12 protein-coding genes are annotated in these 15,328 nt (G+C 66.4%); 1 reads left to right on the top strand and 11 read right to left on the bottom strand.

What is annotated here, in order from left to right:
* Positions 1 to 125 precede the first annotated feature (125 nt).
* Together AWC07_RS01450 and AWC07_RS01445 are read right to left on the bottom strand one after the other, a co-directional pair.
* The gene (locus AWC07_RS01450) at positions 126 to 1,583 is read right to left on the bottom strand and encodes a bifunctional aminoglycoside phosphotransferase/ATP-binding protein (protein ID WP_036417478.1); all 1,458 of its coding nucleotides are present in this window, start codon (positions 1,581 to 1,583) and stop codon (positions 126 to 128) included.
* 133 nt (positions 1,584 to 1,716) lie between these two features.
* A complete protein-coding gene (locus AWC07_RS01445; RefSeq protein WP_036417430.1) occupies positions 1,717 to 2,622 on the bottom strand; it encodes a universal stress protein in 906 nt (301 codons plus the stop codon).
* Between the two features lie 294 nt (positions 2,623 to 2,916).
* On the opposite strand from AWC07_RS01445, the gene AWC07_RS01440 reads away from it, so the two are divergent.
* Entirely contained in the window at positions 2,917 to 3,726 is an 810-nt protein-coding gene (locus tag AWC07_RS01440; protein WP_036417432.1) for a universal stress protein, read from the top strand.
* A gap of 63 nt (positions 3,727 to 3,789) precedes the next feature.
* On the opposite strand, the gene AWC07_RS01435 is transcribed toward AWC07_RS01440, so the two are convergent.
* The 9 genes from AWC07_RS01435 to AWC07_RS01395 form a co-directional block, all read right to left on the bottom strand.
* Positions 3,790 to 5,439: a sensor histidine kinase gene (locus tag AWC07_RS01435; RefSeq protein ID WP_208622334.1), complete on the bottom strand. Its 1,650-nt coding sequence runs from the start codon at positions 5,437 to 5,439 to the stop codon at positions 3,790 to 3,792.
* Between the two features lie 241 nt (positions 5,440 to 5,680).
* The gene (locus tag AWC07_RS01430) at positions 5,681 to 6,337 is read right to left on the bottom strand and encodes a response regulator (protein WP_036417481.1); all 657 of its coding nucleotides are present in this window, start codon (positions 6,335 to 6,337) and stop codon (positions 5,681 to 5,683) included.
* A 282-nt stretch (positions 6,338 to 6,619) separates the two neighbouring features.
* The gene (locus AWC07_RS01425; protein ID WP_036417436.1) at positions 6,620 to 7,390 is read right to left on the bottom strand and encodes a universal stress protein; all 771 of its coding nucleotides are present in this window, start codon (positions 7,388 to 7,390) and stop codon (positions 6,620 to 6,622) included.
* A 141-nt stretch (positions 7,391 to 7,531) separates the two neighbouring features.
* Positions 7,532 to 8,533, bottom strand: a complete 1,002-nt coding sequence (locus AWC07_RS01420) for a 1-phosphofructokinase family hexose kinase (RefSeq protein ID WP_036417438.1) — start codon at positions 8,531 to 8,533, stop codon at positions 7,532 to 7,534.
* A gap of 27 nt (positions 8,534 to 8,560) precedes the next feature.
* Positions 8,561 to 10,603 carry an erythromycin esterase family protein gene (locus AWC07_RS01415; RefSeq protein ID WP_036417440.1) on the bottom strand — a complete coding sequence of 681 codons (2,043 nt, stop codon included), beginning with the start codon at positions 10,601 to 10,603 and terminating at the stop codon, positions 8,561 to 8,563.
* Positions 10,604 to 10,619: 16 nt separating this feature from the next.
* Positions 10,620 to 11,051: an Hsp20/alpha crystallin family protein gene (locus AWC07_RS01410; RefSeq protein WP_036417442.1), complete on the bottom strand. Its 432-nt coding sequence runs from the start codon at positions 11,049 to 11,051 to the stop codon at positions 10,620 to 10,622.
* A gap of 100 nt (positions 11,052 to 11,151) precedes the next feature.
* Positions 11,152 to 11,418, bottom strand: a complete 267-nt coding sequence (locus tag AWC07_RS01405; RefSeq protein ID WP_036417444.1) for a hypothetical protein — start codon at positions 11,416 to 11,418, stop codon at positions 11,152 to 11,154.
* An 88-nt stretch (positions 11,419 to 11,506) separates the two neighbouring features.
* Positions 11,507 to 14,188: a cation-translocating P-type ATPase gene (locus AWC07_RS01400; protein ID WP_084293676.1), complete on the bottom strand. Its 2,682-nt coding sequence runs from the start codon at positions 14,186 to 14,188 to the stop codon at positions 11,507 to 11,509.
* Between the two features lie 3 nt (positions 14,189 to 14,191).
* Entirely contained in the window at positions 14,192 to 15,172 is a 981-nt protein-coding gene (locus AWC07_RS01395; RefSeq protein ID WP_036417446.1) for an Acg family FMN-binding oxidoreductase, read from the bottom strand.
* Between the last annotated feature and the right edge of the window lie 156 nt (positions 15,173 to 15,328).

The raw sequence follows: 15,328 nt of genomic DNA, 5'->3' as shown, positions 1-15,328 counted from the left end.
TTCGCCTGTGACGTCAACGCTAAAGAACTTGCGCCGCCTACGGACAGGGCCGTTGGTCCTCGACGAGAGGGGCCTTGGGCTCGGCTCTTTGCCGCCGGGAGCGGATTGCGACGACGACCGCCGTGTTATTCCGGCGCGCCGGCTCCGGTGGCATTGAGCCAGACATCGTGGGCTTCCCGCACCGAGAACTCGAGCGGCCGCGAGGTGTCGACCGGGTGCGCGGTGTCCCAGCCGTTGTGTTGAGCGGCCAGGGTCGCCGTTATCTGCGGCGTCGCATCGGAATTGCCCGGTTGCCGGGTCTTGACCCGGTCGGCTGCGGTGTCGAGGGGCGCCGTGCACAGCAGTTCCACCAGCGCCGAATGTGCTTCGGCGGCAAGGCGATGCGCTTTGGCCCGCAGCCGCGGATCGCGCCAGGTCCCGTCGAGGATCACCGGCCGCCCATTCGCCAGGCTCAGCCGCGCTCGGCGCAGGGCTACCTCGTAGACGGCCGTGACGTTTCGGGGGCTGTACAGGCCGGCATCCAATACGCCGGCCTCGCCGGTGATCGCGCCCCACTCTCGCAGTTGCCGGCGTACGTCGTCGGTGGAGATGACCTGTGCCCCAACGCGTTCGGCCAGAGCCCGGGCCACCGTGGATTTTCCGGTGCCCGGGTTGCCGCCGACGAGCGCCAGCCGAACCGCGCCTTGCCGCAGATGCCGGGTGGCTATGGCCAGATGCCGGGCAGCGTCGGCCGCGGCCGCCGACTTGCCCTGCGATAGCCGGACACAGTCGACCTTGGCGCGCACGACCGCGCGATAGGCGATGTAGAAGTCCTGCAGCGGCTTCGGCGCGGTGTCGCCGGAATGGGCCAGGTAGCGTTGGAGAAAGTAGTCGCCAAGGTCGTTGCGGCCCAAGAACTCCAGATCCATGGCCAGGAAGGCTGCGTCATCGATGCGGTCGACGTAGCGAAGTTCGTCGTCGAACTCGAGGCAATCGAGCAGGGCCGGTCCGTCGTCGACGCAGAAGATGTCGTCGGCGAGCAGATCGCCGTGGCCGTCGACAATGCAGCCTTCCGCGATCCGGCGGCTCAACAGAACGTCACGGCCGCAGACGAATTCGGCAACCAGCCACTCGATCCGCCCGATCGACTCGTCGGAGAACACCGTACCCGCATAGCGGTGGAGTTCGGTTAGGTTCTCGCTCCAGCGTCGATTGATCGCGCCGGCCTCGCCCTGGGCGTCGATCAGTGGACTTCGCTCGGCATGCTCGTGAAAGCAGGCCAGCACGGCGGCGATGTTGTCCAGTCGCTGCCGAACGTCCGCGTCGGATCCGCCGCGCTTGGCCAGCCACGCCAACCGGTCGCTGTCGCGGTAGCGCCGCATCACCACGACCGGTTCGGCTGAGCCTCCGGCGGGGTCGGAGAGATACGCGATGCCGAGATAGCTATCGGGGGACAGCCGGCTGTTCAGCTCGACTTCGCGCAGACACGCGCGCTCGCGTTGCTCAGGTGTCCGGAAATCCAGGAAGTCGGTCAAGACCGGCTTCTTCGCCTTGTAGGCCCGGTCGCCGGCGAGCACCACGACGCCCGTGTGGGTTTCGTGCACATCGACGTAGGGCACCGCAGCGGTCGTCGCTGCGTCGGCAGTGCCTCTGTTACCTCTGTCGGCGTTGATCACGGCCTCCCATAGCGCTCGTTGCCGATTGACGCGGACATCTCGGCGCTGCGGCCAGGACGGCTCAGGACGGACGAGCCACGATCACCGGTGTCCGAACCGAGTGAACCACCGCATTGCTGACCGAACCCAGCAGCATGCCGGTGAATCCCCCTCGGCCGTGACTGCCCAGCACGACAAGTTGGGCGGTTTGCGCTTGGCCGATCAGCTCGCGGGCCGGCCGGTCGCACACGACGAGCCGATGGACCGTGACGTCGGGATAACGTTCCTGCCAGCCGGCCAGGCGTTCGGCCACGGTCTGCTCCGCTTCGGCCTTGACGGTCGACCAATCCAAACCCGGCAGGTCAACCACTTCCAGGTCGCTCCAGGCGTGCACCGCCTTCAACTCCACACCGCGGCGCGACGCCTCGTCGAAGGCAATGGGCGTCGCCAGCTCCGAGACCGGCGAGCCGTCGATTCCGACCACCACAGGCGCTTGCTGCAGCTGAGCAGGATGCGCGGGAACGGCCGAGGCCGGGTCTTGGTCGCGGACGACCGCCACCGGACACTTCGCGCGGCGCAGCAGCGCGGAACCGACCGAGCCCAGCACCGCCCGGGCGACCGCTCCCCGCCCGTAACTGCCCAGCACCACCAACTCTGCTTCGGCGGACAGCTCTACCAGGGTGGGCACCGGCGGCGACCATCTCAGCTCGCTGTGGATGGTGATCTCCCGGTGGGCCTGCATCGCCTGCTCAGCGATCTTGACCGCCTGTTCAAGGACCTGGCGGCCGTCTTCTTCCTGCCACGCGGCCATGCTCATCGACATCGGCATCTCGGGCCACATCGGCACGGCCGCATTCACCATGTGCACCAAGGTCAGTGGAAGATGGCGCAGCGTGGCGTCCTGTGCTGCCCATGCCACGGCCGCATTCGACGCGGCCGATCCGTCGACGCCGACGACGATGCCAAGACGTTTCATGGTTGCAGACATTCCCTTCTCCGGATCCCCCACAACGGTAGTGGCGGCGCCGACGGCGGTCGTGAGGCTTAAGTCCCCAACCGGGTGGCCGTGAGACCTTCGCTGCACCACGCGGGCACACCGTCGGATCCAGCCGGGACCACCTGGGACCGCCTGGGACCACCTGGGACCACCTGGGACCAACGCCTCGCGAGCAGGGGTCAAACGACCCTGCCGGCAACCGGCGATGCGCAATAACCTCGCAGAGAGACGGGTTCGCCGGTCTGCGAGGCGGGCCACTGATGGGGAGGACGTGGGGAGGACGCCATGAATCATCCGCAATCACGAATCGTTGTGGGTATCGACGGGTCGGACGCCGCGATCAACGCCGCCAAGTGGGCAGTTGCCGAGGCGATCAGCCGCGACATCCCGCTCCGCTTGACCCATGCGATCCCCCGTAGACCCGATGCGCCCGCCGGGGACGAAAGTCTGGACGTCGAATACGCCGAAATGGCCCTCCATGGCGCCGCAGCCGCGCTGCATGCCGTGGACGAGGCAGTCAAAGTCGAGACCGAGATTGTATACGGATCACCCGGCAGTATCCTGATCGACGAATCACGTTCGGCGGCAATGGTTTGCGTGGGGTCGGTGGGAATAGGGCGGGTCGCTCGCAAGTTGCTGGGCTCGACCGCCGAGGCGGTGGCGCGCAAGGCCCGGTGCCCCGCCGCGGTCATCCGCACCGGCCATAACGACGTCGTGTCGGATTCGGCCTGGATCGCTGTTGTCGTCGACGATTCACCGGCCAACGAGGCGGTGCTCGAGCAGGGTTTCCGGGAGGCGAACCTTCGCGGGGCGCCGATTCTGGCGATGGGTGTCTGGCGATGGGGCTTGGGTGAGATTCGCTACGAGCACCTGAATCGTCGGCTCGACCGCTGGGTTTCTCGGTATCGTGGCCTCCACGTCCAACCGGCAGCCGCTCGGCATGGGGTCGCCGAATTTCTCGGCAGGACCGGGGAACCGATCCAATTGGCCGTCGTGGGCAGCGATGACGCCGGCGACGTCGCGCGGATGGTCGGCCCGGTGGCATTCCACGTGCCACGCCGCGATGGGCATTCGGTGCTCGTGGTGCCGAATTGACGGCGCCGGCACCGCGGCGGGCCGACCGTGACGGTGACAACGCCACCCGCCGGCCAGCCGTCGTCAGCCGTCGCCCAGCGGAGCCGTCCAGTGGACCCGGGTGCCGCCGTCGGGTGGGCTGCTGACCTCGCAACTGCCGCCGAGTTGTTCGGCCCGGTGCTTCATGTTGGCCAGGCCGCTGCGGCGCGAAATGTCGTCGGGCAGGCCACACCCGTTGTCGACGATGTCGAGGCTGAACATGTCGGCGACGCCGACCTCGATGGTCAGCTGGGTAGCACCCGAGTGCCGCAGGGCATTGCTGATGGCCTCGGTGGTGACCGCTTCGGCGTGATCGGCCAGCTCGCCGCCGACGGCGGCCATCGGGCCATCGATGTGCACGGTAGTGACGACATCACGATGCTCGGTCAGGTCAGCAACCACTGCCTGAATGCGGTGCCGAAAGCCGCCGTCGGGCACCAGTGGAGATTTCAGCTGGAAGATGGCGGTGCGGATCTCCTCGATGATGGTTTGCAGATCATCGAGCGTGCGGCCGAGCCGGCCGATCACCTCCGGTGAGCGCGCCCGGGCAAGCGTGCCCTGCAGATCCATCCCGGCGGCGAACAGCCGCTGGATGACGTGGTCATGCAGATCATGAGCGATACGCTCGCGCTCGGCCAGGATGGTCAGCTGCCGCGCATCCTCACGGCCGGATGCGAGCATCAGCGCGATCGTGGCGTGGGTGGCGAAATCGCGCACCAACTCCAAACAGCTCGCGTCGAAAGGCGGCTTGTCGGCGGCGCGGGCAATGGCGATCACCCCGGCGACGTGGTCGTGGGCGCGAAGTGGCATCAGAATCGCGGAGCGCTGTGCGACGTCGGTGAACGCGGGAATCCTGTGGTTGAACGCCTCGGTGATCAGCGGCTGGCCGGACCGAAAAACGGTGCCCGTGGTCGAGCCGTCCACCGGGACCCGCTGGCCGACGACCTCAGCGGCATTACGCCCCACCGCGGCGGAAACAACCAGCGTGTCGATCTCCTCAGGGAACAGGTCGGTGTCGAACGGAACCAGCACAATCGCCTGTTCGGCATCGGTGAGGGCGCATGCCTTTTCCGCGATCAACCGCAACGGACGCCGCTGCGGCTCGGAGCTGCTCAACAGCGCGGTCGTGATCTCGCGGCTGGCCTCCATCCACTTCACCGAAGTCCGCTCGCGCTCGAATACCTGCGCATTGTCGATGGCGACCCCGGCCGCGAACGCCAGCGCGCGAGCCGCGAACTCGTCGGATTCGGAAAAGACCCGCCCGGGTTCGACATGGGTGAGGTAGAGGTGGCCGAATACCGTTCCCCGGATCATGATCGCCACGCCCAGAAACGCGCGCATGGGGGGATGGTGCTCGGGGAACCCGCATGCCGCCGGGTGCGCGGTCAGATCATCCAGCCGCAGCGCCGGCGTTTCGACGAGCGAGACACCCAGCACCCCCTTGCCAACCGGCAGATGCCCGATCCGTCGCGCCGTCTCGGCGTCTATCCCCTCGTGGATGAACGAGAGCAACGTTCCCTCGGGATCACGGACCGCCAGGGCGCCGTAGGGGGCGGCGGTCAACTCCCTGGCCGCGGTGACGATCCGCCGCAGAGTTCCGTCGAGGTCGAGATCCGACCCGATCTCGACGATCACCCGCAGCAACTGCTCCATTTGATCACGGGCCGCCAGCAACTCGTCGAGCTGCGCGTGCATCCTGTCCACTAGTCCAGGCTGACCTAACCCCGCAAATGGTGAGCCGCTGTGGTCACTGGCCACCTGACTTGAACCTTCCACGCCTTCCGGCTTACGCCAGCCGGTGCTGTACGGGCGACACTCGGATGTCGCTGACCAGCTTAACCACCTCGCGGCCAGGCGGCCATTGGCTCTGGGCGAACGGTTCGCCGGGCCGCGCTCACTGGCAAACGATTCCGCTGGCCAAGCGTGGCTGGACGCGTCAGTTGCCAGGCATTGGCGGCGCAGACCCTTGGCCCAGCCTTGAGGCGAACACCGCCGCCTGGGTCCGCCGCTCCATGCCGAGTTTGGCCAACAACCGCGACACGTAGTTCTTCACCGTTTTCTCGGCCAGAAACATCCGGGCGGCGATCTGCCGGTTGGTCAATCCCTCACTGAGATGTCCCAGCAGCGTGCGCTCCTGCTCGGTCAATCCGGACAGCGGATCGTGATGCTCCGCCCCGCCGCGCAGCTTTGCCATCAGCGCCGCAGCCGCCCGGTTATCCAGCAGCGATTTGCCGGCGCCGACGTCTTTGATCGCCCGGGCCAATTCCATACCCTTGATGTCTTTGACGACGAAACCGCTGGCGCCGGCCAGAATCGCCTCCAGCATTGCTTCATCGGAGGTGAACGACGTCAGCATCAGACACCGTAATTCCGGCAGATCGGACAGCAGATCACGGCACAATTCGATGCCGTTGCCGTCGGGCAGGCGCACGTCGAGCACTGCGACGTCCGGCTTCAACGCCGGGACCTTCGCCATTGCCTCGGATACGGAGCCCGCTTCGCCGACGATCTCGAGGTCAGGGTCGGCCGCGAGCAGATCGGTCAGTCCGCGGCGGACTACTTCATGGTCATCGACCAAGAAAACCTTAACCATTGCGAGTCCTTTCACCCTGACCGCACTATTTCCCCCGCTATAACCACTATTGACCACTATTGACCACTATCGCCGATATTGGGCGGCGATGTCGGTTGGCATCTCGTTCGTGTCCATTGCGCCGACCCGGGGTTCTTCGGCGCGTACCCGTCACCCCGGTGTCGGAGCGCTAGTTGCCGCCGTCGAAGACGACATGGTCGACACTTTTTCCACCCACCGCGTCGAGCGACAAACCGGTTGGAGCGGCACGAAATTCGGGCCCCGGCGGGCACCGCTCGGATTTCAGTGCCGAACCACCAGGATCGAGCAGTCGGGATAGCCCAGGATCGGATGGCAGTTGGGAGTAGCCAGTTCCGGGAGCTGCTCGGCGTCGGTCTCGCCGACAACGGCCAGGTCGATGGCGCTGCCGTGGCGCTCGGCGGCCTTCGCGCCGGTGCCCGCGGCAACGATCTGGACTGGCACGTCCGGATAGCGGCGGACCCAGCTGTTGACCCGGCGGTCGATCTGGCGCACCGTGGCATGCCGGCGCCGCCCTTCCTCCATCGCCTGGTGCACGACTTCGTCGTTGTCGGCCTCGTCGCTGAGGACGACGGTGATCACGCCGAGCTTGGTCGGCGAGCCGTCGGGATTGGTCCGCACTATCGCGACCGGGCAGTGGGCGCCCTTGACCAACGCGGCGGCGGTCGGGCCCAATAACCCGTCGGCCGCCCTGCCCCGCCGCGCGGTGCCGACGCAGATCAGGGCAGCGTCCTGGGATTCACCGATCAACACCTGTGCCGGATCGCCGGATCGGATTGCGGTTTCGGTCTCGACCGGTCGTCCTTCGCCCTGGATGGCCCCGTCCGCCTGGTACAGCGCCCGCTCCGCGCGTTCGAGCTCCCACTCGGAGTTCTGCGCCGACCCGCCCGGCACATCAGGGGCGGGAATGACATATACCAGGCGAAGCGGCAGCTGCCGGCCCCTTGCCTCTTCGATCGCCCACTTGGCAGCGTTGACCGCGGCTTGTGAGCCATTGACGGCCACGACCACCGACTTCGGGTCCGGCTGCGACATGTCCGGCTCCTGACTTCTTCGACCCGCTCAATGTCAGGCTATTGCGGAATTGGCTCCGTGGGCAGGGGCCGTTCGGCCTTACCTGGTATGTCGTTCGTCCCCGGCCGGTTCCGGTGAGCATCCCACGTCGAACCCTCACGTTCACATCGCACCGGCGGCCACGTCGGTGACTTCCGCAGGTTGGCCAACCTGCTCGAACAACCTCTCCACATCGGCGCGCTCGCACGCCGCCGTACCAGGTGTCAGCAACATTGCCGCGCCCGCCGCGATCCCCAACCGAACCGACTCGGCCAGCGACCAGCCGCGGCACAGACCCACCGTGATCGCGGCAACCATGGCGTCGCCGGCCCCGACGCCGCTTCCGTGTCCCATCGGAACCGCCGAAAACCGCTCACTCGTGTCGCGTGTGGCCAGCAGCGCGCCGTGCGATCCCAGCGACACCACCACGGCTTGCGCAAAGCCGCGATCGATCAGCTCGTGTGCGGCGCCGAATTGCCCGGACTCGGTGACCAGCTCCCGTCCGGCGCACTCCTGGAGTTCCCGCACGCTTGCCTTGAGCAGGAAGACACCGCGGGAGATGTGCTGCAGGCCGCCACCGGAGGTGTCGAGCACGACCCTGACACCGAGCTGGCGGCAGACATCGGCAACCCGCTGGTAGTAATCAGCGGGTACCCCCGGCGGCAGGCTGCCGCTAGCCACCACGAATTCGGCGGAGCGCGCGGCAAACCGCAGTTCCTGAAGACATCGCTGCTGGTCCGCCGATGTCAGTTGAGGTCCCGGAAGCACGAACCGGTACTGCCGGCCGGTGCTGGTCTCGTTGACGGTGAAGCTTTCCCGCGTCGACGCGACGATCGGGATGTGTGCACACGGCAATCTCTCCTCGCTGAGCAGCCGCACGAGAAGCCCGCCATGCGACCCGCCCGCGGGAAACACCGCAAACACCGACCCGCCGAGGACCTGCGCGATCCGGGCGACGTTGATCCCGCCGCCGCCCGGGTCGTAACGGGTTGCCGAGCAGCGCAGTTTCTCGATCGGCCGGACCACATCGACGCTGGTCGTGATGTCGAGCGCCGGATTCATGGTCAACGTGACGATTCGCGGTCCGTTTACAGCTGGCTGGGCCGGCTGGGCCGGCTTGGTCATCTCTGTTGACTCGGCTGGGACCGGCGGCTAAAGGCCACTCGGGTAGCTTTCCGGTGTCTCGCCGGCAATCCACAAACTGGTGGTCTCGAGAGGTTCGAGCGCACGAGTCTTGTCGATGTGGATCATCGCGTCGAATTGATCGGCGGGTCGGACGTGGAAGTAGTGGCTTTGCCGTTCCGTCGAAGGCAGGTAGATCACCCCGATGGCACGTCCCAGCCGCACGACACTGAGCGGGTCCGCGGCTTCCGGGGTTATCTGCGGTGACACCAGGAAGGCGTTGCGTCCGGTCTCGTGAAGTAGTTGCTCGATGCTTCCGTTGAGTGCGGGTCGAACCACCTTGCGTTCGGCGATGCCGCCCCATTCGCTGGCGGCGGTCACCGTGCCGGAGTAGGTGCAGAGCCCGATCAGACGCGACTCGTCGCCGTATCGTTGCCGGACAAGCTGACCCAGGGTGAGCTGTCCGTCGGCCCACACTTCGGTGGCCCGGGCGTCCCCGACGTGAGAATTGTGTGCCCACACCACTATTCGGGCCGGCGGGACATCGTCGTGGCGGTCGAGGTGTTTTCGCAGCGCGTCCAGGGTCTGGGCCATGTGCTGATCGCGCAAATTCCAGGAGGTGACCCGCCCGCTGAACATCGCGCGGTAGTACACCTCCGCGTTGCGTACCGTCCGCGCATTTTGTTGGGCGTAGAACGCCTCGTCCTCGGCGATCAGTCCGTCCCGGCGCGCATAGCTGAGCAGGTGGCGCTGCAGGTCCACCAATTGCTCGATGGCCTGACGTTCGCACGAGGGACCGGCGCCGAATGCCGCCGCGTACCCGTAGGCCTGACCGTCGTCGGCGGACGTGTGGTCAAAGCAGGCGTACCGGGCGCGTGCCCGTGCCGCCGCGGTGGGGTCGACCTTGTCGAGGAAGCTGATCACCTCGTGCGTCGAGCGGTGCAGGCTGTAGAGGTCCAGGCCGTAGAAGCCGGCTTGCCGCAGACCATTTGACCGGTGCCGCAGGTTGCGCGCGCGCAGCCAGTCGACGAAGTCGCGGACCACGACGTTGCGCCACATCCAGGCCGGAAAGCGCTCGAAGCCGCTCAACGCGGCGGCGGCGCTGCGATCCTCGCCCAGGCCGCGCACGTACCGATTCACCCGGTAGGCGTCGGGCCAGTCCGCCTCGGCGGCAACGGCGCAGAAGCCCTTCTCCTCTATCAGCCATTTCGTGATGGCGGCCCGGGCCGCGTAGAACTCGTGGGTGCCGTGCGAGCTTTCGCCGATCAACACGATGCGCGCGTCGCCGATGAGCTCTTCCAGGGTTTCGGATGACGGAACACCGCCGGGAGCGTCGATAGCCACGCTGTTGATCACCTCGGCCTCCGTCGGCGCGGCGGGTCTGATCACCGAGATGCCCGAGGTCGGGGTGGCCAACAGCCGGCGCACCTCCTCGTCGGTGACCTGGCGAAAGTCCCAGAACGACTCGCCGACCGCCAGAAACGGGGTGGGCATGGAGGCGCAGACCACGTCGTCGACGATGCCGGCGAACTCCCGGCAGGTGGACTCCGGGGCGGCCGGCACCGCAATCACGATCTGTTCGGGCTCGGCTTCACGCAGCGCCTGCACCGCCGCGAACATGCTTGCGCCGGTAGCCAACCCGTCGTCGACCAGGATCACCGTCTTGCCGGCGACGTCGAGCGGCGGGCGCCCCTCGCGATAGATGGCCTCGCGGCGGACCAACTCGCGCCCTTCGCGCTCGGCGATGTCGCGCAGTTGCTGCGGAGTGATGCGTAACCCCCGCACCACGTCGTCGTTGACGACGACGCGGCCACCGCTTGCCAGTGCACCCAGAGCAAACTCTTCGTGGCCGGGAACGCCGAGCTTGCGGACGATGAAGGCGTCCAGCGGAGCGTGCAGCGCCGCCGCCACCTCCCAGGCGACGGGAATGCCGCCCCGCGCCAGGCCCAGCACGATCACGTCCGGGTGGTCGCGGTAGGCACTCAACAGACTTGCCAGCACCCGGCCGGCCTCGCCGCGGTCGCGAAATACCCGCCGCGGCGCGTGCCGGGTGGTCTTCGCTGAGCTGGTCATGACGTTAGGCGCTCAGTCAGTTGGCGCGGTGGATCGGAATCCGGCGCTCGGCTGGCTTGGCGTCCGACACGGCAACGGAGACGGTGAGGATGCCTTTGTCGTAGGTGGCCTCGATGCTGTCTTCGTCGGCGCCGGCGGGCAACGTGACGGTACGAACGAATGAGCCGTAGGAGAATTCCGACCGGCCATCGAATTCTTTCTTCTCGGTTCGTTCGGCCTTGATGGTCAGCCGCCCGTCGTGCACGGTGATGTCGATGTCCGTTGCCGGGTCGACACCCGGGATTTCAGCGCGCACCTCGTAGCGGCCGTCCTTCAATTCGTCCTCGAGCGGCATCAGCCGGCTTTCGGCCGCAAGACGCGGACCGGCAAACGACGGAAAGCCGGCGAGCAGTTCGGAAAAGTCCGGGAACAGTGACCTGGGCCGGCGCTGCACGGAGAAAGAAGTCATGATTATCTCCTCGATTTTCGACTCGTCGTGGTGGCGATTTCTATCCGACCAGTCAATCCCGGCCGACGATAGGGACCGAAGTCCCTGGCCGGCGGGGCCGTTAGTCGGCTCTGTCGCCGGTGCCGGGACCTCGACGATGCGCTGCCCCCAGATATGCCATGACGCGGTCCAGGATCAGGCCGTATGCGTCGCCGTCTTCGGCAACACGGACGAGTCCCCGGCGAAGCAGAAACCCCTCGATCCGCCGATCCAGCGGCCACTCGGAATATTTGTTGCGGTCAGCATATGCCGAGTTGAGGAACTGCACGGCCAGCGCATCGAGATCGGAATCTGTCAATAGCAGAGCGTTTCCCAGTGGAGAACCCATACCAATTTCCTTTGTGCATGCGGCTTTCGTCGAGTCGCCGGTTGGCCCCATGATTCGGCGCTTGTCACCTGGCGCATAGGGTCTGAAGTCACTTGTGGGCGGGGTGGTCTACCGGTGCGACGGTAACCCGCGCGGCGTGCAGAGGGCCGTGTCTATTGTGCGCCGGCTGACGGCGCAACCGCCAGCGGTAGATTTCGTCGACACCCCAGACGGCCAGCGGCATCGGCAGCAGCAGCAACAACATCCATGCGTCCAGGGCTGCCGAGCCGAAAACGTACTGCAGTGCCGGCAGATAGATCACCGCGCAAGCGAAGATCAACTCGAATGCGATACCGCCCAACACAAGTCGATTTGTGGTGACGCCGACCGACTTCAGCGACGCCCAGGCGGTCCGGGAAGCGAACGCCGTACCGACCTGACAGGCGACGATCGCCGCGAACGACATTGTCGTTGCCTGCAAGTAGGTGTGATACAAGGGTGTCCCCGGGCCCGTGGGATCGCCCGGATGCCAGCCGCTACGCAGCAGCACCGCAAAAAACGCGGCCATCACCGCAATAGCCGAGACGGTTCCCATCAAGCCCCATGCCCGCCATAGCAATCGGCGGGTGATGACGTTCTCCGACGTCGATCGCGGCGGTTGATCCATGAGACCGGCCTCCGCGGGCTCCCGGCCGAGAGCCAGGGCCGGCAGCGTCTCGGTACCCAAATCGATAGCCAGGATCTGCAGGACCGTCAATGGCAGCGGGACGGTGCCGCCCGCCAGCGCGAAGACGACAAACGGCACCACCTCGGGCACCGCATGCGCAAAGATGTACATGACGAATTTCCGGACATTGGCGAAGACTCGTCGGCCTTCGCGGATGCCGGCGGTAATGGTCGCGAAGTTGTCGTCGGTGATCACCACCGTGGCCGCCTCGCGAGCCACGTCGGTGCCGCTGCGTCCCATGGCCACCCCGATGTCGGCACGACGCAACGCCGGTGCGTCGTTGACACCGTCACCGGTCATGGCCACCACCACGCCGAGGTGGTGGAGCGCATCGGCGATGCGCAACTTGGCCTCCGGCAACGCCCGCGCGAAGATGATCTCGTCGCCGCTGGTGAGCACATCGTCGAGCTGGTTTTCGCTCATCTGGTCAAGTGCCGCACCATCGATCACTCGTTGGGCACGGATACCTACCTGACGCGCGATCTCGGCGGCGGTGCGGCCGTTGTCGCCGGTCACCACATGCACGCGGATACCGGCGTTGTGGCATTGCCGCACCGCGTCGGCGACTTCCGGCCGAGGTGGATCAAGCATGCCGATCAGTCCGAGAAAGGTCAGCTGCCGTTCGGCCGCTTCGCGGTCCATATCGGGGTTTTCGGCCGTCAAGTCCCGTATCGCGACAGCCAGCACCCGTAACCCCCGCGCGGTCATGTCGTCGACCCGTCGCTGCCACTGCAGCCCAGCCTCGTCGTTCATCGTGCACCGCGGCAGTACCTGCTCCGGAGCACCTTTGGTATGCAGGACCTTTCGATCACCAACAAGGTCGAGCGTCGACATCCGCATGAGTTCAGGTTCGAAGCGGAAGAGCCGGAGGCGTTGGTTGTCTCGCCGCGATGGCTCGATCGAAAGCCCGGCCGCGGATGCGTGGTCCAGAAGCGCAATCTCAGTGGGATCCCCGAGCTGGTCGGCGCCTGCAGTGGCGGTGGTGCATAGCGCCGCCGCGGAGATCAGCGGTTCGCTGGCGCCATCGGGGACGACCTCGATCACCCGCATCCGGTTTTGGGTCAACGTCCCGGTCTTGTCGGTGCAGATCACCGCGGTGCATCCCAAGGTTTCCACTGACGACAATCGTTTGACCACCGCGCCGAGGCGAGCCAGCGATCGTGCGCCGGCCGCCAACGCCAACGTGATGGTGGGCAGCAGCCCCTCCGGCACGTTCGCCACCAACAGCCCGATGGCGAACAGGAACGCCGCAGCCAGGCTGAGCCCGGCGAACAGCCCCAGCGGAAGAAACAGCAGGCCGACGGCGATGGCGACGGCGGCGATGAGCCAGGCGACTCGGCGGACCTGGCGCTCCAGTGGGCTCATGGTGGAGCGCACCTGACGGGACAGCGCGGCGACCCGTCCGAGCTCGGTGTGGCTGCCGGTGCGGTGCACGACCCCGACGGCGGACCCCGCGACGCAGGTGGTTCCGCTGAACACCAGGACCGGGGAATCAAGCGGACGCTGCGATTCGTCAATGTCACCGCCGCCACGTTCTACCGGCACCGACTCACCGGTGAGCGCCGACATGTCGACTTCTATGCTTCCGTCGATCAACCGGGCATCCGCCGAGATGCGCTCGCCCTCGTCGATGAACAACACGTCACCGGGAACCAGGTCGCGCGCCAAGACCTGGGTGCGGTGTCCGTCGCGCAGAATCCAGGCATGCTGAGGCAGGTATGCGTTCAGCGCCTCGACGGCGTGCTCGGCATGCTCTTCCTGGAAGAACGCCAGCAGTGCGTTGAGCACGATCACCGCGAGAATCGCCAATCCCAGCACTACCGAACCCGACACCATCGCCAGGCCAGCTGCCAGCCACAACAGCAATGCGAGCGGATGGGTGAACTGTCGCAACAAGGCGATTAAGCGCCGACTTCGGCCGGCCGTCGGCAACTCGTTAGGCCCATAAACCTGTAGACGGCGCGCGGCCTCACGGGAACTGAGTCCATGCGCGTCAAATCTCAGGCTATGCAGCGACCCCCAGGTCGACGCGTGTCCGCTGGTTATCGAGCCCCCGATCGCCATGGCTCAGCGGCGAAACTCCAGCACGTCGCCCAGCGGCCGTCGCGGTGTGGGCGGCGGAACCTCGCCGGAAGGTGCCACGCCGATCCGGATCAACACCTGAGGTATCGCCGGGCTGCCGGTGAGATCGCCGACGATGGCGCGGCTGGCTGCTATCTCGGTGAGATGGGTGACCGGGCAGGTCGCCAATCCGGCAAGGGTGCACTCCAGCAATACGGCCGACAGCGCCCGGCCGCAGTCGAGGGCGTCGGCGCGGGTGTCCCCGGGCGTCGACAGCACCACGATTCTGGCTTGATCAGGTCTGCTGGCCGAACTGCGCTCGCTATGCCAGTCGGCGGGAAACCGGCGATTCACCGCCACCGCCCGGGCCGCCGACCCGGACGCCAGCGCGCTTTCGGGTATCCCCTCTGATTCCCTGGAAGGCGCTGTCCACCAAGCCAATTCATGATGGTATAAGTCGTCGTAGCGGCGCAGGGCCTCGGTGAGCCGCGACGCCTCGGCAAGTCGAAGCCGCGCCTCGTCGGCCAATACCGCAAGCTCGATCCCGTCGTTTTCGAACGAGCTGCGCAGCACCGATTCGAACGACGCCCATTCATGTGGTGCCCGGAACGGACGCCGGTCGGTTCGGCGACGCAATATCGCATCGGCCCGGTCACGCCGGGGTTGGGTGACATAGTCCATCGGGGCGAAGTCGATCGAGGCCAGGTGGTTCAGATCGTTGGGGTTGGGAAATTGGTCGACGGCTGCGTTCCAGCCGGCGGCGCCCATGGCGACCTGAAAGTGATCGAGCAGGGCACCGCAACTGATCACCGCCTCGCGACCCGAGCTGTCTGCCGAGGTCACCAATCGGTGCGGATCCAGGAACAAGTCGACGGCCGTGCTGCCGGCCAACCACCGCCAGGGCTGGCTATTGTGCAGTGAAGGAGCATGGCACGCCAACTCCACGGCCTTCGTGATTACCCCGCTGTCGACCATCGTTTCGGTCATCGCATTCACCTGCCTTCTGATCTGACTTCGACTTTCGTCGAGACCGGGAACCGACGCCAGAGTCCTTGGTCCCCGGCCCCATGGCATTGGGCCTTGAAGGGCACCGAACCTCCCGTCTTGACGTTCGGTACCCGCGCGGCCCCGCGTCGAAGGACA

This window comes from Mycobacterium gastri (assembly GCF_002102175.1).
In the GTDB taxonomy this organism is placed as follows: domain Bacteria; phylum Actinomycetota; class Actinomycetes; order Mycobacteriales; family Mycobacteriaceae; genus Mycobacterium; species Mycobacterium gastri.
This window is presented reverse-complemented; position numbering and strand designations above follow the sequence as displayed.

Excerpts from the sequence above, each read along its gene's own strand:
- AWC07_RS01420 (WP_036417438.1), bottom strand. The coding sequence starts at position 8,533 with ATGACCAAGCCGGCCCAGCCGGCCCAGCCAGCTGTAAACGGACCGCGA.
- AWC07_RS01415 (WP_036417440.1), bottom strand. The coding sequence starts at position 10,603 with ATGACCAGCTCAGCGAAGACCACCCGGCACGCGCCGCGGCGGGTATTT.
- AWC07_RS01395 (WP_036417446.1), bottom strand. The coding sequence starts at position 15,172 with ATGACCGAAACGATGGTCGACAGCGGGGTAATCACGAAGGCCGTGGAG.
- AWC07_RS01425 (WP_036417436.1), bottom strand. The coding sequence starts at position 7,390 with ATGTCGCAGCCGGACCCGAAGTCGGTGGTCGTGGCCGTCAATGGCTCA.
- AWC07_RS01400 (WP_084293676.1), bottom strand. The coding sequence starts at position 14,188 with ATGGCGATCGGGGGCTCGATAACCAGCGGACACGCGTCGACCTGGGGG.
- AWC07_RS01440 (WP_036417432.1), top strand. The coding sequence starts at position 2,917 with ATGAATCATCCGCAATCACGAATCGTTGTGGGTATCGACGGGTCGGAC.
- AWC07_RS01445 (WP_036417430.1), bottom strand. The coding sequence starts at position 2,622 with ATGTCTGCAACCATGAAACGTCTTGGCATCGTCGTCGGCGTCGACGGA.
- AWC07_RS01430 (WP_036417481.1), bottom strand. The coding sequence starts at position 6,337 with ATGGTTAAGGTTTTCTTGGTCGATGACCATGAAGTAGTCCGCCGCGGA.
- AWC07_RS01405 (WP_036417444.1), bottom strand. The coding sequence starts at position 11,418 with ATGGGTTCTCCACTGGGAAACGCTCTGCTATTGACAGATTCCGATCTC.
- AWC07_RS01435 (WP_208622334.1), bottom strand. The coding sequence starts at position 5,439 with ATGCACGCGCAGCTCGACGAGTTGCTGGCGGCCCGTGATCAAATGGAG.
- AWC07_RS01410 (WP_036417442.1), bottom strand. The coding sequence starts at position 11,051 with ATGACTTCTTTCTCCGTGCAGCGCCGGCCCAGGTCACTGTTCCCGGAC.